At 67.1% G+C, this 20,494-nt stretch carries 19 protein-coding genes; 15 read left to right on the top strand and 4 right to left on the bottom strand.

Annotated features, from left to right (window positions below):
• Positions 1–7 precede the first annotated feature (7 nt).
• The gene (locus ACFY1L_RS06895) at positions 8–319 is read right to left on the bottom strand and encodes a hypothetical protein (protein WP_388819365.1); all 312 of its coding nucleotides are present in this window, start codon (positions 317–319) and stop codon (positions 8–10) included.
• 424 nt (positions 320–743) lie between these two features.
• Between ACFY1L_RS06895 and ACFY1L_RS06890 the strand changes: the two genes are divergently transcribed.
• The gene (locus tag ACFY1L_RS06890; protein WP_388819362.1) at positions 744–1,121 is read left to right on the top strand and encodes a type II toxin-antitoxin system RelE/ParE family toxin; all 378 of its coding nucleotides are present in this window, start codon (positions 744–746) and stop codon (positions 1,119–1,121) included.
• Positions 1,118–1,426 (top strand): helix-turn-helix domain-containing protein, encoded by a 309-nt coding sequence (locus ACFY1L_RS06885; RefSeq protein ID WP_388819359.1) that lies wholly within the window; start codon positions 1,118–1,120, stop codon positions 1,424–1,426. The genes ACFY1L_RS06890 and ACFY1L_RS06885 overlap by 4 nt, the downstream gene beginning before the upstream one ends.
• Positions 1,427–1,627: 201 nt before the next feature.
• Here ACFY1L_RS06885 and ACFY1L_RS06880 read toward each other — a convergent pair whose 3' ends face one another.
• Positions 1,628–1,915: a winged helix-turn-helix domain-containing protein gene (locus ACFY1L_RS06880; RefSeq protein WP_388819357.1), complete on the bottom strand. Its 288-nt coding sequence runs from the start codon at positions 1,913–1,915 to the stop codon at positions 1,628–1,630.
• A 163-nt stretch (positions 1,916–2,078) separates the two neighbouring features.
• Between ACFY1L_RS06880 and ACFY1L_RS06875 the strand changes: the two genes are divergently transcribed.
• From ACFY1L_RS06875 to ACFY1L_RS06820, 12 genes are all read left to right on the top strand, one after another.
• Positions 2,079–2,381 carry a hypothetical protein gene (locus ACFY1L_RS06875; protein ID WP_388819354.1) on the top strand — a complete coding sequence of 101 codons (303 nt, stop codon included), beginning with the start codon at positions 2,079–2,081 and terminating at the stop codon, positions 2,379–2,381.
• Positions 2,378–2,719, top strand: coding sequence for a hypothetical protein (locus tag ACFY1L_RS06870; RefSeq protein WP_388819351.1), 342 nt, complete (start codon positions 2,378–2,380; stop codon positions 2,717–2,719). The genes ACFY1L_RS06875 and ACFY1L_RS06870 overlap by 4 nt, the downstream gene beginning before the upstream one ends.
• 225 nt (positions 2,720–2,944) lie before the next feature.
• Positions 2,945–3,598, top strand: coding sequence for a hypothetical protein (locus tag ACFY1L_RS06865; protein ID WP_388819348.1), 654 nt, complete (start codon positions 2,945–2,947; stop codon positions 3,596–3,598).
• Positions 3,586–4,644 carry a hypothetical protein gene (locus ACFY1L_RS06860; RefSeq protein WP_388819345.1) on the top strand — a complete coding sequence of 353 codons (1,059 nt, stop codon included), beginning with the start codon at positions 3,586–3,588 and terminating at the stop codon, positions 4,642–4,644. The genes ACFY1L_RS06865 and ACFY1L_RS06860 overlap by 13 nt, the downstream gene beginning before the upstream one ends.
• 632 nt (positions 4,645–5,276) lie before the next feature.
• Positions 5,277–5,579, top strand: coding sequence for a hypothetical protein (locus ACFY1L_RS06855; protein ID WP_388819342.1), 303 nt, complete (start codon positions 5,277–5,279; stop codon positions 5,577–5,579).
• A gap of 58 nt (positions 5,580–5,637) precedes the next feature.
• Positions 5,638–6,786, top strand: coding sequence for a WXG100 family type VII secretion target (locus ACFY1L_RS06850; protein WP_388819339.1), 1,149 nt, complete (start codon positions 5,638–5,640; stop codon positions 6,784–6,786).
• Between the two features lie 9 nt (positions 6,787–6,795).
• Positions 6,796–7,464, top strand: a complete 669-nt coding sequence (locus tag ACFY1L_RS06845) for a hypothetical protein (protein ID WP_388819336.1) — start codon at positions 6,796–6,798, stop codon at positions 7,462–7,464.
• Between the two features lie 36 nt (positions 7,465–7,500).
• Positions 7,501–8,397: a hypothetical protein gene (locus tag ACFY1L_RS06840; protein WP_388819334.1), complete on the top strand. Its 897-nt coding sequence runs from the start codon at positions 7,501–7,503 to the stop codon at positions 8,395–8,397.
• Between the two features lie 464 nt (positions 8,398–8,861).
• Entirely contained in the window at positions 8,862–9,161 is a 300-nt protein-coding gene (locus tag ACFY1L_RS06835) for a hypothetical protein (RefSeq protein WP_388819331.1), read from the top strand.
• The gene (locus ACFY1L_RS06830) at positions 9,158–10,321 is read left to right on the top strand and encodes a hypothetical protein (protein WP_388819328.1); all 1,164 of its coding nucleotides are present in this window, start codon (positions 9,158–9,160) and stop codon (positions 10,319–10,321) included. The genes ACFY1L_RS06835 and ACFY1L_RS06830 overlap by 4 nt, the downstream gene beginning before the upstream one ends.
• On the top strand, positions 10,318–10,968 hold the full coding sequence (locus ACFY1L_RS06825) for a hypothetical protein (RefSeq protein ID WP_388819325.1): 651 nt from the start codon (positions 10,318–10,320) through the stop codon (positions 10,966–10,968). Before ACFY1L_RS06830 ends, ACFY1L_RS06825 begins: the two co-directional genes overlap by 4 nt.
• Positions 10,969–10,993: 25 nt before the next feature.
• Positions 10,994–12,289: a hypothetical protein gene (locus tag ACFY1L_RS06820; RefSeq protein WP_388819323.1), complete on the top strand. Its 1,296-nt coding sequence runs from the start codon at positions 10,994–10,996 to the stop codon at positions 12,287–12,289.
• Positions 12,290–12,825: 536 nt separating this feature from the next.
• Here the strand turns inward: ACFY1L_RS06820 and ACFY1L_RS06815 are convergent.
• Entirely contained in the window at positions 12,826–13,125 is a 300-nt protein-coding gene (locus ACFY1L_RS06815) for a WXG100 family type VII secretion target (RefSeq protein WP_361265477.1), read from the bottom strand.
• A 292-nt stretch (positions 13,126–13,417) separates the two neighbouring features.
• Here ACFY1L_RS06815 and ACFY1L_RS06810 point away from each other — a divergent pair, with 292 nt between their 5' ends.
• A complete protein-coding gene (locus ACFY1L_RS06810; protein WP_388819320.1) occupies positions 13,418–18,016 on the top strand; it encodes an FtsK/SpoIIIE domain-containing protein in 4,599 nt (1,532 codons plus the stop codon).
• Between the two features lie 56 nt (positions 18,017–18,072).
• Here ACFY1L_RS06810 and ACFY1L_RS06805 read toward each other — a convergent pair whose 3' ends face one another.
• Positions 18,073–20,403: a serine/threonine-protein kinase gene (locus tag ACFY1L_RS06805; protein ID WP_388819317.1), complete on the bottom strand. Its 2,331-nt coding sequence runs from the start codon at positions 20,401–20,403 to the stop codon at positions 18,073–18,075.
• Positions 20,404–20,494: the final 91 nt, after the last annotated feature.

Here is a 20,494-nt window from a genome sequence, read left to right as displayed (position 1 = left end):
CTGCCGCTCAGCCCTTCTTTTCCTGGGCCGCGGCCGCGATCAGCACGTCCAGCAGGTCGAAGGCGTCGGAGACCTCGCCGATCAGCTTGGCCTCCGCCTCCCACTCCTCGTCCAGCTGCCGGGCCAGCTTGGCCAGGGTGGTCATGCCCTCGCGTATCTCCTCGGTCGCACTCATCAGCGAGCCGAGAGCGCCCAGCGCGCCCAGGTCATGGGACTGCGCCTTGAACTCCTGCAACGGCTTCGCCGTGTGATGCCCCACCCCGCGCAGCCCCGAGGCCGCCTTGTGCATGGACTTGGCTTCCTTCTTCAGGTCCGACACGCGACCCGACCCCCGTACGTCATCGCTTCACTCTGTGCACATGCCAACCCCAGACAGTACGTAGGGCGGTTATCAACGAGGTATGGCATGCCTCAAGAGCGAGCAAAGCCCGCCGCCAGAGGTTCAGCGCCGTCGGGATACGGCACGAAGGTGCCCTTGCAGAAAGCGTGACCACGAAACCACGCTCGCGGAGGTCACGGATGACTCGGCGGGCGGTCAGATGTGCTGCAGCGACTGTCCGCCGTTTTCTGGGGCCGCTCACCTGCGACATCGACTCGGACGTCGTAGCTCCCGACATCGATGACCGAGCTTCACTCGCCACTCGGGATCGGCCTCGATCGAGTGATCTTCGGAATAGTGGGCGTGAGAAGCGGCGCATGGACCGTTTGGGTGGAGCACCGTACGCCTCACGAACGGAAAGCCCGTGCCGGAACCACCCTCCTCCCTGTACACGATCGAAATCGAGCCCGAAGTACGGGACTGGCTGGAGACACTCCCGCTTCCCGACTACAGGGCGGTCGAACGCTTCGCCGACCGGCTGGCCACCGATGGCCCCATCCTGCCCTTCCCACTGGCCAGCCACCTCGGCGACGGTCTGCGAGAGCTGCGCGTCGGCGCGTTCCGCGTCACTTATTGGTTGGCCCCAGGACGACGCGCCGTACTGCTCACCGTGTTCCGCAAGACGAGGACGCGAGAGGCGGACGAAGTCCTGAGAGCGCAGCGGGCCCGGAAGCAATGCGAGGCCGAGCACCCTCCAGCCGACAAGCACGACATTTACAGTAGGGGCGAGGAGGCCCGATGAGCAGCGGATACCACACCAGCTGGAAAGTCCCACCCGAGCACCGTGAGGACCCGGCATACCGCGCCGCGGGCCGCCGCATGGACTTCGCCCAGGCGGTCTACGACCGACGGTCCGCTCTCGGTTGGACCATCGCCGAACTGGCCCGACGCGCCGGCCTCTCCGAAGAGGACATCGAATCGATCGAGGAGAGCGCTGTGGACCCGACGCTCGAACTGATCGAACGGCTTGCCACCGCGCTGGAAGCCGGTGCCCGTATCGATCCGCGCACGAGTCCGGAGTTCCGCTTCGAAGGCAACGCGGCGTGAGCGAGGCACCGGCAAAGGAACCGCTCTCCGAAATCGACGCCCTCACGCCGGCCTGACCAGGTGCCGTTGCACGTGAGTTGACCGAAGTAGAACGGCGCAGCGTCGATGCTGCACTCATTCGCGTCTATGCCGAGGGTCGCGCACCGAGGCCCACCGAGGCCCCAGAAGGACCTCGCCTCGCGCACGCCGCAGACGACGGTTTTACTCCTCGCCCTCGCCTGCGGCCTCGCCGGTTTCGGGGTACGCGACAAAGGTCCCCTTCGCAGGAAGCGTGACCACGAGACCGCGCTCGCGGAGTTCGCGGGTCGCGCGGCGCGCGGTCAGATGCGCCACTCCGTACTCGGCAGCGAGATCGCGTTCTCCCGGCAGCCGAGCGCCAGGCCGAAGCTCCCCTTTGGAGATTCGGTCGGCAATGTGGTCGGCCATCTGCATGTAGACGTACGCGATCTTGGTCGGGTCAATCGGCGACTGCCCTGATTCCGGCGTCATATCGAACAACGTACGACAGTGCCCAGCACCATGTCTCAGTGGAGTGTGCCTAACTGCTATACACCTCCCAGCTGCACCCTGTAGCGTGCTTGCTAGATCAAAAACCCCGGCGACGGAGGGAAGCCGTCCCGGGGCACGGCCAACGCTGCTAAGGAGCGTCGACATGCTGGACATTACAGTCCGCGCCCTCGCATGGATGCTGAGCTTGTGCACACCAAGCCCCCGAGGCCGCCATCGCCTCGGCGCACTGCCACCTCTGAGGATCACCCCCGTCTCACCACCGCCACGCTTCACCGAACGGCTCGACGGCAACGCATCCCGCCTCGTACGCCCCTACGTCCTCACCCCCACCGAACACCACCGCCAACGCGAACGCCGCCGAGCCGCCTGCCTGGCGACGCTCGGCATCGACGTAGGCCCGAAACACATCCACGGCATCCGCGTGCCGGCGGGAGCCGCCCGATGACCCGCCCGGCAGTACGCATGTGCGCCCGCTGCCAACGCACCACGGACGAACCGGTCTTGGTCCACGAGGTCCACGCCGCCACGGGCCCCGGCTTCAACGTCTACGCCTGCCCGGACTGCGCCGCCCACTACCCGCCCCAGCCGGACGTACTCGAACTCCTGGAACCCGTTCACCGCCGTTCCCGCCTCACCCTGCGCGTCTACACAATCGACAGGGCAGGCATCGTGACCGCCGACAGCGGCAAGCTCGAGATCGTGGCCGGCGGTCGCGCCGAACCGGTACCGCGAACGTCGGCGTACCCGCCGTGCGCGTGCCCAAGGTGCCGGACACCGCGATAGCGAACCGAAATCCCCCTCGACTACGGCAGCCCCGCACGCGTCACACGAACGCGCCTGGGGCCGCCGTCAGTTTGAGCACGATCGGGACACATCCCACACCCCCGAGAACCCCTTACGTCCGCAATTGCTCACGTTCGCAGGGAAGTTCGCTCTGGCGAAACCAGGAACCCCACCGATACCGTCTGTGCTCTTGACGAACTTCAGTCTCACGGGGAGTCCACCACAGTGAAGCGCCGCACTTTGCCCACTGCCGCCGCGCTCGCGGCAGCCGCAGCCCTGCTACTGACGGCCTGCGGGGGCGGGGACGACAGCTCCAAGGCCAACGACAAGATCGCGGGAGCGGGCACGGGGAGCTCGACAGCAGCGTCGCCGAGTGCTTCGGCCAGCAGCGCGGCTGGCCGTCCGAAGATTGAGTTGCCGTCGGATCTGTCGTACACCTTCGACTGGCCTACAACAGGCAACGCGGCCAAGGACGCGGTCCTGTCCGACAGCGAGCAGTCAATCAAGGCCGTGGACCTTGCGATCGTCCACCAGGACGCCCTCGACAAGCCGTACCTCTACTACTACGAGGGTGAAGCGGCAGCCGGCACCCAGAAGTTCATTCAGAACTACGTGGATCACAAGGCCAGCATCACTGGCGCCTACCGCTTCTACGACCCCCAGGTAGCCGTAGCCAAGGATGGAACGGCTTCCCTCAGTTACTGCGAGGACCAAGGCAAGGCGTACGTCAAGTACCTCGCAACCAAAAAGATCAAGAAGACCGAGGTCACTGCCAAGAGCTACGTCATCTACCACACGTCACTCAAGAAGAACAGCAAGGGCGTTTGGGTGATCCAGAAGATCATTTCTCAGAGTGGGAGTGCCGAGTGCCAGCCCTGATGCGCAGATTGAAGCCCCTTCCGCTGGCGTTCGCCGCGGGGGTGTGCCTATCACTCCTGTCCATGTCTGGTCTGGCGCACGCCGACGACACTCTGAACGACAAGACTCAGAATTCGAATGAGCCGGGCGCCAAGGGTGACAGCAACCCCGACGGCACGATCTCGGCCAGTGCCTCAGGTGTCGTCTTCGACCGATCCAACAACGGCACCGGCACCTCCGCCGGACCGGTCACCTCCACCACCTCTTGGACACCACCGGCCTGCTGGTACGCCCCGAAGTACACGCCCGCAGGGCTCAAGGCGTACTTGGAGCCCATCTGGGAGGCCGGCTCGACGGGGTCCGAGTGGGACCTGGAGCAGCGCAACAAGTACGAGAACGGTGGCGAGACCGCCGGCACGTACAAGGACTTCAACAAGGACAAGACCGGCAAGGGCTACTGGTGGGACTCGTACGTCAACGAGAGCTTCCCGCCCGGCTGGGACAAGTGCACCGAGCCCATCTTCTGGGTGGACAAGGGCGATCCTCCACCGGCCAACATCGAGAACGCCGTGACCCCGAAGATCCTTGCCGAGCTCGCGTACAACGAGATCCGCGTGCCTGGCACCAAGGTGACACTGGCCCCCGCCGGTACGAGCAAGGTCAACCTGCCGACTTGGGCGTGGCTGGACGGCGCCGCGTTCAAGCCTGTGTCCGTCACCGCCTCCGTGCCGGTTCTGGGGATCACCGCGACGACGACCGCTGAGCCGGTCTCCCTGAAAATCGACCCGGGCACCGCAGATGCACAGACCTACCCCGCCTCCGGCGTGTGCGAGATCAAGAACGGCCAGATCGGCGAGCCATACGCCAAGGGCAAGGCGAGCCAGACCCCGCCGTGCGGCGTGAAGTACCTGCGCTCCTCCGGGGACGGCACCTACCCGCTCAAAGCCACCATCACGTGGAAGATCCACTGGACGGGTACCGGCGGCGCGGGCGGCGATCTGCCGGACGGCACATTCGGCGCTACCCAGGCCGTCACCGTCCAGGAAATCCAGGCCGTCAACCGCTGATCAAGCGTGGGCGGCCTGTGCCGTTCGGGCCGCCCACCCGCCCATGAAAAGCAAGGCCAGGAGCGACATCACCGCCCCGCCCTCGACCGAGGAACAACGGCAGAAGCTGCTGTACTCACTGTGGAGGGGGTTCCGCAGCCGGCCCTCGGCCCGGTAGGACGTCATCTCGACACAACTCGACGAGATCACCCTTGGCCAAGTTTTCCCCGATAACCCAGAGTGAGCGGGCCACGTAACGAGTCCGCTGACGGCTACTGGGCTTCACGGGCGCGACGGTCGTCCGGCGGTTCGTTGGGGCAAACACGTCAAGCTCCGTCGCCGTGGCTACCAGCACCGCCCAGTCAAGTCACTCGTCGGCACGCTTCTCTGGAGTGCACCGCTGGGCCAGCACCGGTCAGCCCGCCGTCAATTCCCAGCAAAGGATCTCCCACCCTCACCTCAAGCGATCGCCAACTTTCCGTAGCTCAGTTCGGCCGCCTTTGCTATGCACATAAGATCACTGAGGCTGACTTCACCCCTCGGATACCTGCCGACGCCTTCACCCTCGCGAAGCCGACGCAGTACGACCGGAGTTCAGAGATCAGCTCGAACGCAACCACCGGGCCACCCAAAGCGCATCGTGAGTGATCATCGTGAGTGACCTACGGCTCGAAGACACGGTCTTCCAGGACCTGAAGAAGACCTTCTCGTCCATCAGCGACCGGATGGAGACCACCCGCCGCACCCTCAAAGGCACGGACGCCTCCGCGGTCGGCGAGGGCACGCTCGTGGAGGACGTGCAGGACTTCGCCGATGACTGGGCCTACGGCATCAAACAACTCGGCAAGCACACGCACGGCGCCGTGAAGATGATCAACAAGATCGGCGACAGCTTCGGCAAGCTCGACCTGGACCTGGCCCAATCCCTCAAAGCCCCAACAAAGAAGGACAAGTGACGTGGCAGGGCACCGGCCCGCGTTCCCGCACATAGGCTGGGACCCGACCCCGGGAAGTGTGGAGGACACCCGGGAACTCGCCAAGCAGATCGGCAAATTGGCGGGTGAACTCGGCACAGCGGTCAGGGAACTCGACCAGATCGAGGCGGGTGCCTGGAAGGGCAAGACCGCGATCGCCTTCACCGAGTACATCGGCAAGGACGTCACGCCCCTCATCCGCAAGAGCCACGACTCCTTCGACAAGGCGTCGCGTGCATTGCACCGCTGGGCAAACGAACTTCAGGACTTCCAGGACCGGGCAGACAGGCTGGAGAAGTCCGCCGGCGACAAACTCGACGACAAGGCGAAGGCCGAAGGAAAGGCCGACGGCAAGGGGAGCGAGGACCTGGCCAAGGCCTCCAGCGCGGTGGACGGCGTCATCCAGAAGGTCCACGAGCTGGAGGAGGAGTACCGGCAAGCCGCCCAGAAGATCAGCAAGGAGCTGGACAAGGCCGGCGACATCGCTCCCGATGAGCCCGGATTCTGGGACAAGCTGGGGAACGGGATCGCAGATGCCTGGGATGCCACCGGCGACTGGATCAAAGACCACGCCGATGTCTTCAAGGCGATCGGTGACCTCCTCAGCCTGGCAAGCGGCGTCTTGGGCCTCCTGGCCATCATCACCGCGCCCTTCGAGCCGCTGGGTGCCATCTTCGCCGCCGGGGCAATGATCGCAAGTGGAGCGGCGCTGCTGACGCACCTGGTCGCCAAGGCGGCGGGGGCGGATGTCAGTTGGACCGAAATCGGATTCGACGCACTCGGAGTCCTGCCTGGCGTCAAGGGCCTGACGGGCAGTGCTGAGCTTGCGAAGGGTGCCAGCGCCGTGGCCCGTGCCGCCGAACTCGGCGAGGGTTACCGCGGGGTGACGAGCGTGGGAAAGACCTTCCTGCTGTTCGGTCCGCTCAAGGCAGCTCCCGTGGTGAAGCTGGGCGAAGGCGGTAGCCGATTGACGTTGGCGGTCGAGAGTGGGCTGCAGAATTTCCGCAAGGGCCAATGGGTCGGCACCCAGGGCCTCAACCTCGCGTCCAAGCTGCCCTTCATCAAGAGTGCCGAAATCGTTGCCCCCATGGGCAAGGCAGGCCGCACCATCGACGCCGCCATCAAGGGTGGTCTTGATGTGTTCAAGGGGTACAGCATCGCGAAGAACGACTTCGGCTTCGGAAACTGAGCAGACATCATGGACAGCACCGCGACATTCCAGGGCCTGACCATCGAGGGCGTCAACCTGCCTCCGATGGCTTTCCGACTGCCGCACGGCATGCACGCGATCGAGGTCTCGCTGGCCGCCGACGAGCGGGCAGAGGCAGCTAGCCAACTGGTCCGGGACATCTATCCACAGGGCGAGGAGCCTCTGTGGAAGTCCATGGGGTCGCTGTACAGCGCCATGGCCGACGAGATGCTCGCGAACGGAGTCGGCTTCTTCGGTATCGGCCTGTACGACATCGAGGACGGCGGCGGAGTGGCGCACTGTTCGCTCACCGTCGCGGTTTTCGAATCGGACGAGACGGACCAGGACGTCGTCGCCCAAGGAATCCAGGCACTGTTGCTCAACGACCCGCTGCGTGAAGTGACCTGGCTGGACCTTCCCTGCGGTCCAGCGGTCTGCGGCGTCACATTCCAGAAACTCCTCGTGGACAGTGCATACACGAAGACGGGCCAGGACGAGGAACTCGTCATGGGGCAGATCCAGGTGCACATCCCGTTCTCGACGGGCCCGTACACCGCTGTGTTCACCCTCGACACTGCGTCCGTGGAACAGTGGGACGAGTTCTCGCACGCCGTCGCGGGAATCGTCGGCTCGGTGGAATTCCCCTCACCGACCGGCGCCGAGGGTCAGCCTGCCTGATCGAATCGAGTTCCTCCATGGAGAAGTGACGTACAGATGGACTGGTACCCGAGCGCCGACGAAGATCTCCTGGTCCGCACCGCGGCCAAGTTCGCCACCGGCATCGCCCCCGCCGTCGCAGGATCTCGATGGTTCCGGGACCTCGACCGGAACGACATTCAGGGTGAACTGTCAGGCTGGCCCGAAGGCCCGGTCTACTCCCTGCACAGCACCGGGGACCGCGTCGCTCACCGCACCGGCCGCGCTTTCCTTGTCGGGATTCCCGTGATCGCGAACATCATCGCGAACATCGGCGGAGCCGCCGGCTCACCCTTCGGTGACGTACCGGTACGAGGAAAACCGGAGGACCCGGACAACGAAGTCCAGGACTTCCCTGTCATGTGGGCCGCACCTGGCGCCCTGGCGCGCACCGTCCCCTGGCAACTCGATCCGGGCCGCCGCCCCAAGGGCTACGCCACCGACCTCGTCCTCACGAGCCGACGCCTGCTCTTCCTCGGCACCCGGACCGGCACGCTGGACAAGGCCGACGTACTCGCAGAGTTCCCTCGCGACTCCATTGCCGGGGCGAGGCGATTGACGTACAGCGAAGTCGAAGCGGACGTACGGCTGACTTTCACCGACCAGTCCTGGATCCGCCTCTTCGCCGGCAACCCCGACAGCGCCGAGCGCCTGTGCCAGCTCCTCGCCGGCACCATCAGCACTGTCCCCGACAGCGAACTGTCCAGCGGCCAGCGCGACCGACTGACTCGCTTCCTCGCCGAACTCCCGGCCAACGCCCAACCCCCGCTCCTCACCCGGCTGCCGAGCGGAATCGTCATGGTCGAGGTCCGCGTGCCGTCGAAAGCAGCCAAGGATGTACACGAAACCCATTCGATCCTGATGGGTCCCGCCGGAGAGGCAGCCAAGCCGCAGCCGGGCGATCTGCAACAGTGAAGGGTTCCGACACCGGCCCCGGACACTGAACCTCCCACGCCCGGCCGCAGATACCGCGTCAACCGCGACGCCACCTTCGGCAACGTCGTCGAAGAGATCGATTGCGGCATGAGCGACCTGGGCTGCAGAGGTCATAAATCGCCTTCCCCTTGCCCGTTTTCTCCCATCTGGCCCGGCTTGCAAGGAAGTTCGCAGTGGCGAAACATGACCCTTCGAGGATACGGTCTTTACCTTCACCTGACCCTTCAACCCATTAGGAGTCAAACGGTGAGGCCCCGTCCTCTCCAGTCGTCACGGCGCGCCACGCGGCCACGGGCCTACTGTTGTGCGAGCCCTGTGCGGAGGACGGCAACCCATACGGAAACCCACTGCGGCCTGACGACAACCACACGCGCGCCCTGCCGGTTCCTCGGCCTCGCGCCCGCCGCCTGCCGCAGTGCGAATCTCATTGACGCGGGGGCTCCATGAGCGACTTGTACATCGATGGCGCAATGCTGAAGCGGGTGCGTCACGACCTGAGACACATGGATGAGCTCTTTTCCAAGCCCATTCATGCGATGGCGAACATCGACGCAAAAGCCATGGGTGCGTCCCAACTCGAACGCCGCATGGAAGACTTCGGCGACGAATGGGAATACGGCATCAAGCAGCTGCGGAAATTCTCGAAGGGGGCAGCCAAGACCCTCGACGGCATCGAGAAGGCGTTCGCCGAGCTCGACTTGGACCTTGCCAAGGAGCTCTCCAAGGCGGCCAAGCAAAAGTGAGTGCGCCTACCATCGATGATTTTCCGGCGCTCGGGTTCGTCCCCTGCCCCGGAGATCACGTCGCTGTTGACAATGTCGCCGATTCCATCCGTGCTACAGCGGATGCTCTCGGCGAGATCAAACAAGTGCTTCAAGGCGCTGCCAAGGGTGACTGGCGCGGAAAGACAGCCATCGCCTTTCGAGAGCTGCTCGACGATGACTTTCGCCCGAAGATCGAGGATGCGCACGACTCCTTCGACAAGGCCAAGAAAGTCATTCAGGGTTGGTCCGGCTACATGGAGGAACAGCAGAAGAAGGCACGAGGCCTCGAGCGGGAAGCAGCCGACGCGAAGGCGGCGGCCGACAAGTCGAAGGACAAGAGCGGATCGGGGTCCGACAAGAAGCCCTCAAGCGGGAGCAGCGACGACACTGACCCTCTCGAAGACGTCCGCAAACGTGCTCGCACCCTCCACTCCGAGTACGAGGAGGAAGGTCGCAGCTCCGCCAAGCAGTTGCAGAAAGCCATTGACATCGCACCGAACGAACCAGGCTTCTGGGACAAGCTCGGTGATGCCATAGGCAATGCGCTGGATGCGATTGGCGATGCGGCGGCCTGGCTTCACGACCAGGCGATCGAGATCCTGGGGAAGCTTGCGCCGCTACTCAAGGTGATCGGGGACGTTGCTGGATTGCTGAGTGCGGTCACAGGGCTTCTCGCGCTCATCCCCGGTCTGCAGTTCCTCGGCGCCGCATCCCTGATCCTCGCCGGTGTTGCGCTGGGAGCCCACTATCTTTCCGCAGTCGGTACCACCGGAAGCTTCGGCAAAGCGCTGCTGACCAAAGACGTCATCATGGACGCGGCTGGTTTCGGGCTGGGCAAAGTTGCCGCAAAGATCGGTGAAGGGGTGTTGATTGCAGCCAGGGCCTCCGGAGCCCCTACACGCATGGTGCCCCAGCTCATCGGCCCGGCGCAGGAACTCCCCATGGGCTTCTATCAGTTGGCCACCAGTTCGTACGCCATGGGCCAAACCGAATTCCTCTGGCGAACCGGACAGTATTTCTCCACGTGGACAGGAAACGTGATGACGGCCGAGGGCAGCGACGGCAGCATCGAGACGCTCGGAAAGATCTTCTCCTGGGACTTCGGTCCTCTGACCGAAAAGCCGAAGGTAACCAATTGAGCGCAAGTACGGAATCCAGCGGAACGGGGATCGGAGAGGTCAAGCTCTTCGTACCACCGGACTGGTTCGACTTGATGGCAGACGGGCGGAACAGGGAGGCAACGCGGGCCCGGTGTGCCGAGCTCGTCCGCCTTACGTACCCGAACACTCCGGACGAGCGCAGGGAAGACTTCACAGAGGGCCTGCTCTACTGCTACGACAAATATCTCGCCGACGGCGTAATCATGTACGGAGTGGTTACCGCACCGATGCCCAGCAGTGGGTCTCAGGCCGCCTGGCAGGTGTACGGCGGAGTTGTCGCCGTGCCCGAACGCCCCGCCGAACTGGATCTCGGCGTCCTGCTGGAGAGGGTGTTCGACGAACGCCTTGCCCAAACCATGGCATATGTCGAGAGGTTCACTACAGCAATAGGCGAGGGCTTCGGCTTCATTTCACAACCACCGGTGCAGCTCCCGAGAGACTGGGACGACGATTCCGGCACGCAGATGCGAACCGGTCTGGCCGGGGTCCTCTCCTGCCCACCAGAAGGCGGGAAAGGACTCCTGATCATCGGCACCTGCCTGGATCCGGACCAGGTTCGAGAGCTGGCTGGGCTGGTCGCAGTCATTGCCGGCCACTCGGTCTTCGTGTCCCCGGACGCCGAGTGATCGAGAGGACGACACAGGAACGGACATGACAAACACCACCAATGGACACACCTCCACCTCGGCCCGCGCCTCTCTCCCAGAGCCTCCAGGTACGCCCGACGCCTGGCCGGATCGTGCGTCCCGGCTGAGCGACCAGGCGAAGGCCCTCGACACGCTGCTTCGCGAGGATCTTTCTCGTGGCCGCGCTCTCGGCTTCCTCCTCTGTGCGGGCGTTGTGACCCTCGTCGCGGGCATAGTCCCCGCCATGCTGGTCGACGCCGCCACCTCCGACACCAGCGAGGCCACCGACGTGGCCGTGGCGGCCGTACTGGGCCTTGTGTTGCTCGCCCTCCTCGCCGTCCCGGCGCTGCTCGTCCTGCGGGCGTTCAGGAAGCGGTCGGCCAAGCGCTTCGCGCTGTTGCAGCAGTGGGCCGCTGTGGACCGTGGGCACGACGCGGAGTTCCCCACGAGCTACGGGGCCCAGGGGTATCCGCACGGCCGTTTCTTCTACGCGGCCGTAGTACTGGCCATGGCTGTCATCCTCACCGCGGCCGTCCTCGTCGGCCTCTCCGACCCCACCGTCCTGGCCCTGCTTCCCTGCCTGATCGTCGCGGCGCTCTTCGCCTGGAGCACAGTCAGGAAGTACGGGAGGCGGTACAGCTGGTCCGAGCGTGAGCGGGTGATTCGTGCCCGGGCGCGCAGGCGGGAGCTGCACCGAGCGCAGCTCGCGCAGGGGGAGCACGCCACCGCACGTGCCCCCTCGGCCCATCTCTCCGGCGTCCGCATCCACCCCGCCCTGCTCTACGCCGCCCTGCTCTCCCCCACCGTCATCGTCACCCTGGTCTACGTGGTCGCGCGCCCCAAGGGTGCCCTCGGGCTTGCCCTGGCAGGTCTGTTGGCCCTGGCGGTACTGGTGTTGGGGCTGCCCAAGGTCGTACGTATGAACCGTCGTGAGCAGACCGAGCTCGACTCCGCTGCGGGCGCCCTCGCCCAGGGCTTCGCCGCCGGAGCGGTCCTGCACCCGGTTCGCTACGGCCTCGGCGCTCCCGACGGCCAAGCCACCGCGTCGACCGCCGTTGCCTGGGATCTCGGCCCCGCAAGCACCGGAGCGCTGGCAGTCGACGCCGGGGCTCTGCGGCTTCGCGGGACAGACGGAGCCGTACTCGACGTGCCGCTCGCCGAGGTGCAGGGTGCAGTCCTGCTGCCGAGTGGCGTGGCATGGCTCGCCCCGTCGGTCGATCTCCTGCTGCGCTCGGGAGAGGCGATCGAGGTCCGGTCGCACCAGGCCGGGGCTGTCGTGGACGCGCTCTCCGGTGCCGGCGTGCGGGTGGTCGCGGTGTAGCAGCGGTCTGCGGCCTATCGCTGTCGCGCCGCCCTGCTCTTGCCCTTGCCCTTCTTGCGCAGCTTGCGGACGCGGGCTCGTTCCCGCGCCGCCTGGGCCTCGCCTGCCACGTCACTCCAGCGGTACAGGTCCAGCCCAGCAAGGCCGTGCTGATCACGTACACCAGCAGCGCGCTGCCCGCGCCGGGGATGTACCTGCAACTCGAGTCGCACGAACGGCAGTTCTTACCGGGGAGCGCGTACATCAGGTAGAGCAGCGGGCCGAAGGCCGCTGTCCAGCAGCCGGCGCTCCCCGCGGCTGGCAGGGCCAGGACGAAGCCGGCTATGCCCAGGCCGTGCCGTACGCGGAAGCGAGCACCGCCCCGCTCTCGGTCAGTTGTCACGGCCAACTCCGGAGCATCCGGGAAGAACTTCCTACGAGTAAGCCGAGGACAATCCGGGCGTCCGCACCGATGAAGCGAAGGCGGTCAATGGACCCGCTTCCACAGGCGTCCGCCCCCGAGGCCGAGCCCCGGGGGCGGACCGCCGACCGACTGACTAGCCCTTGGCGCTCTTCGCCAGCTGGTCGTCCAGGTCCTGGTACGCCTTCACCGCGTTGGTCAGGAACTTGGACAGGCCCTCCAGGCCCTTGACCGTCTTGGCCGCGCCCTTGGTGAAGTCCTTGATGGAGTCGTCGTAGGCGCCGGAGGCCTTCTGGGTGACGAACCCGTTCTGGACCAGCTCTTCGACACGCTTTTCGACGCTCTTCAGCATGTCTTCCATGTCGCCCATGTCCTTGATGAGCTCCTGCGCCTTCTTCTCCATCTCGGAATAAGTAAGGTCTGTGTCTTTGGCCATGACGGCTCTCCCTCCCGTTGCGGTCGCCGCAGGGCCTTCCCCCGTGGCTTGCCTGTTGCGGGCTGCGCGGTCACCTGCCGGCCGTCCGCATGAGCAAAGATCTTACGGGTGGGGCTGGTGGGATGACAGGGACGCCCGGCAACGGAACCGTGAACCAGTGCACATACCGGACTGTGAAAGCAGTGTGCATCCCGTTGCATCCCGTTGCGCAGGGGAAAGATGCGGCGGCTAAGGTCACTTCCACTGTGTTCAGCGTTCCGGGGGCGGCCTCAGCCCAGCGAGGAGGACGAACGTGCGCCTGAGTCTGACCGTCGTCGACCCCATGGTCGGTGCCAGCGCCGACGTGGTGCTCGACGCCGATCCCGAGTCGTCGGTCGGCGACATCACTCGGGAGTTGGCGCGACATGTCGGTCTCGACGGTGGTGCGCAGATCATCCCCATCGGCGGGCACCACAACCCCGGCGGGGTGCCGCAGGCCTTCGTCGACGGCTACCCGCTCGACCCCGGCGCGAACATCGTGGGCTCGGCCCTGCGCGACGGCGTCGTCGTCAGCCTGCACGATCCGGCCGGCTGCCTGCTCGGCGAGCCGACCGGTGTCGTCGAGTTCCGGGTGGCCGGCGGCCCTGCGGCAGGTGCCGTGCACCGGCTGGGTGTCGGGCGGTACGACATCGGCAGCGGCCCGGCCGCACACATCCGCATCGACGACCCCGAACTCGCCCAGCGCGCCGCCACGTTGTCCATCGCCATCGACGGCGCCTGTGCCGTCACCCTCCACGGCGTGGAGAAGAAGGACGGGGAGAAGAAGGACGAGAAGAGGGAGGGCAGCAACGACGGCGACTTTCCCCGGCTCGACGGTGAGGACTTCGACGGCGGCTCCTGGCCCCTCGGCTCCCAACTCGCCCTCGGCAACACCCTGTTGGAGATCGACGGGTACACCCCGCCGAACGCGGCCCTGAAGTGGTCGGACGACGGCGCCGGGCTCGACTACAACCGGCCCCCGCGGCTGCGCCCGGCCGACCGCACGACGCACTTCCGGCTGCCCTCGCCGCCCAAGGAGTACGAAGCACGCCCGTTGCCCTGGCTGATGGCGCTGATGCCGCTGGTGGGTGCCGTGGTCTCGGTCATGATCTTCGGCAGGTGGTACTACCTGATCATGGCGCTCATGAGCCCGCTCATGATGTTCGGCAACTACATGATGGACAAGAAGACCGGGCGCAAGTCACACGCGAAGCAGGTCAAGGAGTACAAGGAGCACAAGGAGCGGATCGACAAGGACGCCCAGGACGCCCTGCGTCTGGAGCGTCTCGAACGGCGCACCACGGTTCCCGACCCCGGCTCCGTCCTGGCCTTCGGCACCGGACCCCGTACCCGGCTGTGGGAACGGCGGCGCACCGACGCCGACCATCTGCTGCTGCGGGTGGGCACGGGCCGGGTGCCGTCCGAGGTCGTCCTCGACGACCCCGAACAGGACGACCACAAGCGGCAGGTCACGTGGAAGATCGAGGACTCGCCCGTCACGCTGCCGCTGAGGGATCTCGGGGTCGTCGGTTTCGCCGGGCCGGGTGACTCGGTGCAGGCGCTCGGGCGGTGGGCCGTCGCCCAGACCGCGGTGCTGCACAGCCCGATGGACGTGCAGTTCTATGTGCTCACCGAGAACGAGGCGCATCCGCGCTGGGACTGGGTGCGCTGGCTGCCGCACGCCCGCCCGGCGAGTGGTCAGGACGTCAATGTCCTGATCGGGACGGACTCCGAGACCGTGGGTGCGCGGGTCGGTGAGCTGACTCAGCTGCTCGACGCGCGGCAGAAGGCTCTCAAGGAGGGCGGACGCAGCGTTGACGGTCCCGCCTTCTCCGATCCCGACATCGTCGTCGTATGGGACGGGTCGCGACGGCTGCGGTCGATGCCGGGTGTCGTACGGCTGCTCCGGGAGGGTCCGGCCGTCGCCATCTACGCGATCTGCCTGGACGAGGAGGAGCGGTTCCTGCCCGGTGAGTGCCAGGCCTTCGTCGTCGCCGAACCACTGCGCCGCGACGACACCGTCGCTGCCTCGCCCATGAGCGCGCCTCAGGTTTCCGCCGGTGGCTTCCCCTCCTTCCAGGCCTGGCACCAAAGCGGCCGGCAGGACGGACAGCACGCCGAGCAGGTCCTCGAACTGCGGCTGCGGGTCGAGCAGACCGGTGCCCGGCGCAGGACCGGTGTACGGCCCGACTTCGTCTCCAGCGCCTGGTGCGCACGGCTGGCCCGGTCGCTGTCGCCGCTGCGTGACATCAGCGGTGAGACCGAGGACTCCGCGCTGCCCTCCGCCAGCCGTCTCCTCGACGTGCTCCAGCTGGAGCCGCCGTCACGCGACGCGATCGCCGCGCGCTGGCGGATGGGCGGGCAGTCGACGATGGCGGTCATCGGTGAGTCGTACGACGGACCGTTCGGCATCGACATCCGGCGCGACGGTCCGCACGGTCTCATCGCCGGTACGACCGGTTCGGGTAAGTCGGAGCTGCTGCAGACCATCGTCGCGGCCCTCGCGGTCGCCAACACACCCGAGAACATGACGTTCGTCCTCGTCGACTACAAGGGCGGCTCGGCGTTCAAGGACTGCGTCAAGCTCCCGCACACCGTCGGTATGGTCACCGACCTCGACGCGCACCTCGTCGAACGCGCCCTGGAGTCGCTGGGTGCCGAGTTGAAGCGGCGCGAGCACATCCTCGCCGCCGCCGACGCCAAGGACATCGAGGACTACCAGGACCTGGTGAAGAGGGACCCGAGCCATGCGCCGGTTCCCCGACTCCTCATCGTCATCGACGAGTTCGCGTCCATGGTCCGCGACCTGCCCGACTTCGTCACGGGTCTTGTGAACATCGCCCAGCGTGGTCGGTCCCTCGGCATCCACCTCCTGCTCGCCACCCAGCGGCCGTCCGGCGTCGTCTCTCCCGAGATCCGCGCCAACACCAACCTCCGCATCGCGCTCCGTGTGACGGACGCCGGCGAGTCGACGGACGTCATCGACGCGCCCGACGCCGGGCACATCGCGAAGAGCACTCCGGGTCGGGCGTACGTCCGTCTCGGCCACGCCTCCCTCGTCCCCTTCCAGTCCGGCCGTGTCGGTGGCCGCCGTCCGGGCGCCGCCGATCCGGCGACACTCGCACCGTGGGCCGGGCCGCTGTCCTGGCAGGACCTGGGACGGGCCGCGCTCACCAAGCCGAAGACCGAGGCGCGCGAGGACGACGAGATCACCGACCTCAAGGTGCTGGTGGACGCCGTACGGGAGGCCAACCAGGCGCTGGGCATCCCGGCCCAGCACTCCCCTTGGCTGCCTGCCCTGGACGAGATGCTGCTGCTGGACGACATCCCGGCGGTGCACAGTGCGGGGGCGCTGCCGGCGGCCCCGTACGGCATCGAGGACCTGCCGGCCGACCAGGCCCGCCGCCCCGTGGTCGTCGACTTCGCAAACTTCGGGCATCTGCTCGTCGCCGGCGCGCCGCGCAGTGGCCGCTCCCAGATCCTGCGGACCGTCGCAGGCTCGCTGGCCCGTACGCTGTCGTGCGCCGACGTCCATCTGTACGGCATCGACTGCGGCAACGGCGCCCTGAACGCGCTGACCCGGCTGCCGCACACCGGCGCGGTCGTCGGACGTAACCAACTGGAGCGGGTCGTCCGGCTCTTCAACCGGTTGACGGGCGAACTCACCCGCCGCCAGGAGCTGTTGGCCGAGAAGGGGTACGCCGACATCGGGGAGCAGCGGGCCTCCGCCGCCGAGGACGAGCGGCTGCCGCACATCGTGGTGCTGCTCGACCGGTGGGAGGGCTGGCTGCCCACGCTCGGCGAGTACAACCACGGTGATCTCACCGACCAGTTGATGGCGATGATGCGTGAGGGTGCGAGCGTCGGCATCCACATGGTGATCACGGGTGACCGTCAGCTGCTGACGGGCCGGATCTCCTCCCTCACCGAGGACAAGTACGGCCTCCGCCTCGCGGACCGCGGCGACTTCTCGATGCTGGACATCAACGCCCGCAAGATCCCCGAGGAGATCCCGCCCGGGCGCGGGTACGCCAGCGAGACGGCCACCGAGACCCAGTTCGCGCTGCTGACCGAGGACACCACCGGTCAGGGCCAGGCCGCCGCGCTCGTCGCGATCGGTGACGCCGCGGCCGCGCGGGACGCCGGTGTGCCGCGCTCCAACCGCCCCTTCCGTGTGGACGTCCTGCCGAGCCGGATCTCCTTCGCCGACGCCTGGGCGATGCGCGACCCGGCGGTGAGCTCCTCCCCGCTGTGGGCCCTGGTGGGCGTCGGCGGCGACGAGCTCACTGCCTTCGGCCCGGACCTCGCCCAGGGCATCCCGGCGTTCGTGATCGGCGGACCGGCCAAGTCCGGGCGCAGCACGGTGCTGCTGAACATGGCGCGCTCCTACCTCACGCAGGGCGTACGGCTGGTCCTCGCGGCACCGCGCCCGTCCCCGTTGCGCGAACTCGAGGGCCAGGAAGGCGTGTTGAAGGTCTTCACGGGCCGTGACATCGATGAGGACGAGCTGGAGGAGATCGTCGGTTCGGCCAGTCCCGCGCAGCCGATCGTCGTCCTGGTCGACGACGCGGAGGTGCACGACGACTGCGACGCCGAGGATGTCTTCAAGCGCATCGTCGAGCGCGGCGCCGAGGAGGGCCTGGCCGTCGTCATCGCAGGTGACGAGGAGGAGATCTGCGACGGCTTCTCCGGCTGGCAGGTCGAGATGAAGAAGGCCCGGCGCGGCATCCTGCTGTCGCCGCAGGACAGCTCCGCGGGCGAACTCATCGGCATCCGCACGAACCGGAGCATGGTCGGCGGGCAGGTCACGCCGGGCAAGGGCATGCTGCACCTGGGCACCGGGGAGCATGTGACGGTCACGACGCCGATGTGACCCGGGCGGGCACAGCACGCAGGCCGCGGATCGCACCGATCCGCGGCCTGTTCGTCTCACACCGCCGGCATCGCGTAGATGTCCGGCCCGTTGGTCACCGTCAACCGGCTCCCGGAGAGGGCGATCTGCCAGTCGTCGCTTCTGCCCTTGTCGTCGGTCCAGGTCCAGCGGACCTTGCCGGTTCTGGCATCGATGGCGGCGACACCGCCGGCCAGGGCGCTGCCCGCCCCGTACAACGTCGTCCCGGCCCGCAGGAACGTGACCGCTCCCCTGTTGCTCTGGTCGCAGAGCCAGATCCGTTTGCCGGTCCTGACGTCGACCGCCCAGACGCCGCGGTCGTAGTCGCCGGCGTAGAGCACGCCGGCGATGACCGTCGGGTTGTAGAAGCCACGGCGGCCGTTGGGAGACAGTGTCCAGCGGATGTCGCCCGTGTCCACGTCCACGGCGTCGAGTTTCCCGCCCGGCAGGAAGACCAGTCCGTTCGCGACCGTGGGCCGCCAACTCCAGTCGTCACCGATCTTCTTGGTCCACAGCTGCTCTCCCGTGGCGGTGTCGCGCACGGTGAGGTTGTGCTTGGAGTCGGTGTAGACGAGGTGCTTGCCGGAGACGGCTCCCTGGACGTCGTACTCGTCGGTGCCCCAGTCGCGCTTCTGCAACCACACCTTCCTGCCCGTGGTGTGGCTGATCGCGGCGACGGCCGTGCGGTAGTCGGTGGCGCTCTTCGACTCGCTGAAGTCGCTCAACGTGACGTACACGTTCTTGTCGTCGATCGCGATCGTGCGCTCGATGACCAGCTGCTTGCCGAGCCGGCTGCGCCAGGCCTCGTCACCGGTTTCGACGTCATAGGCGACCAGGACGCCGTCGTAGTCGCCGTCGACCAGGAACACCTTGCCGTCGTGGAAGAGCAGCTCGGCTCCGCTGCGGGTGATGTCCGGCTTGGACCAGCGCTTCTTTCCCGTCTTCACGTCGTACGCCACCAGTGGATCCCCACTGACCAGCAGCAGTCCCTGGTGGATGAGAAGCGGTACGTCCGAGTTGGTGCTCTCCTCGGCCGCCGTCTCGTGCCACAACGGCTGCGGCGCCACCCCCGCCGGCGGCGTCGTGAACTCCTCCGCGACCGGCTGCGCCGAACCCCCCTTGCCGCCCGCGGCCGTTGACGAGCCGGACGTCCCGCTGTCCTTCCCGAGCCACCAGGCCGCACCACCGCCGACCGCGGCAACGGCGGCCGCTCCGCCGAGCGCGAGGCCGAGGACGCGGCGGCGGGAGGAGGCGGCAGGCGCCGGGGCGGAGCCCAGATGCATGGTGCCGTGATCGGGGGTGCCGTAAGGGTTGCCCACTGCCGCCGGAGCCCCGTAGCCCGGGGTCGGCGCACCGCCGTATCCCGGCACGGGCGGATACCCGTATCCCGGCACGGGAGTACCCGGCGCACCCGCCTGCACCGGCCCGAACGAAGCCGCAGCCGGAGCCGGGGCGGTCGGCGCCTGCGGTGCCTCCCCCTCCAGGTCCAGGATCCCCGCCGCATGCGTGGCGATCGTCGAGGACACCGCCGATGGAAGCCAGTCACTGAGCAGCCCGTCGACGCCCTGCGGGGCGAGGCCGGACACGATCTCCGCGGGGGTGGGCCGGTTCGTCGGGTCCTTCTGCAGGCATGCGCGGACGAGTCCCATCAGGGACTGCGGTACGCCGGTGAGGTCGGGCTCTCCGTGTACGACCTGGTAGAGGAGCGTCGCGTGCGAGACGGCGCCGTCGCCGAAGGCGCCGCGTCCCGTCGCCGCGAAGGCGAGCACGGCGCCCAGCGAGAAGACGTCGCCCGCAGCGCCGACATCCCGCCCCAACGCCTGCTCCGGCGGCATGTATCCGGGCGAGCCGACCACAACTCCCGTCTGCGTCATACGGTTTCCGTCCACCGCCCGCGCGATGCCGAAGTCGATGACGCGCGGACCGTCGGCTGCCAGCAGGACGTTCGACGGCTTGAGGTCGCGGTGGATCAAGCCTGCCGCGTGTATCTCCTGCAGTGCGGCGGCGAGCCCGGCGGCCAGTGCGCGCACGGTCCGTTCCGGCAGCGCGCCATGGGCTTCGACCACGTCGGTGAGGTCCGGGCCGAGCACGTACGAGGTCGCGAGCCACGGCAGTGAGGCGTCCGGGGCGGCGTCGACGACGGGTGCGGTGTAGCGGCCGGAGACCGCCTTCGCGATCTCGACCTCGTGCCGGAATCGGTCGCGGAAGTCGGCGTCCGCCGCGAGATCGGGGCGGACGACTTTCACGGCGACGGTGCGGCCGCCGGGCGAACGGGCGAGGTAGACGCGCCCCATACCGCCGGCGCCGAGCCGTCTGAGCATGCGGTAGCTGCCCAACTCCCGCGGATCGTCCGGCTGCAGCGCGTCCATGGTGGGGCTCCCCCGTCGTATTCACTTGGCGTGATGGTGTTCGCTAACGCAGACACAGTAGTGATCGACGGTACGAGTGAGGGTGGCGGGG

Source organism: Streptomyces sp. NPDC001663 (assembly GCF_042893105.1).
Taxonomy (GTDB): Bacteria; Actinomycetota; Actinomycetes; order Streptomycetales; family Streptomycetaceae; genus Streptomyces.
Note: the sequence above shows the minus strand (reverse complement) of the source record. Positions and strands in the feature narration are given on the sequence as shown.

What these genes read in the sequence shown, in the direction of transcription:
- ACFY1L_RS06885 (WP_388819359.1), top strand. Translation starts at nt 1,118, where the DNA reads ATGAGCAGCGGATACCACACCAGCTGGAAAGTCCCACCCGAGCACCGT.
- ACFY1L_RS06880 (WP_388819357.1), bottom strand. Translation starts at nt 1,915, where the DNA reads ATGACGCCGGAATCAGGGCAGTCGCCGATTGACCCGACCAAGATCGCG.
- ACFY1L_RS06875 (WP_388819354.1), top strand. Translation starts at nt 2,079, where the DNA reads ATGCTGGACATTACAGTCCGCGCCCTCGCATGGATGCTGAGCTTGTGC.
- ACFY1L_RS06870 (WP_388819351.1), top strand. Translation starts at nt 2,378, where the DNA reads ATGACCCGCCCGGCAGTACGCATGTGCGCCCGCTGCCAACGCACCACG.
- ACFY1L_RS06845 (WP_388819336.1), top strand. Translation starts at nt 6,796, where the DNA reads ATGGACAGCACCGCGACATTCCAGGGCCTGACCATCGAGGGCGTCAAC.
- ACFY1L_RS06840 (WP_388819334.1), top strand. Translation starts at nt 7,501, where the DNA reads ATGGACTGGTACCCGAGCGCCGACGAAGATCTCCTGGTCCGCACCGCG.
- ACFY1L_RS06835 (WP_388819331.1), top strand. Translation starts at nt 8,862, where the DNA reads ATGAGCGACTTGTACATCGATGGCGCAATGCTGAAGCGGGTGCGTCAC.
- ACFY1L_RS06820 (WP_388819323.1), top strand. Translation starts at nt 10,994, where the DNA reads ATGACAAACACCACCAATGGACACACCTCCACCTCGGCCCGCGCCTCT.
- ACFY1L_RS06815 (WP_361265477.1), bottom strand. Translation starts at nt 13,125, where the DNA reads ATGGCCAAAGACACAGACCTTACTTATTCCGAGATGGAGAAGAAGGCG.
- ACFY1L_RS06805 (WP_388819317.1), bottom strand. Translation starts at nt 20,403, where the DNA reads ATGGACGCGCTGCAGCCGGACGATCCGCGGGAGTTGGGCAGCTACCGC.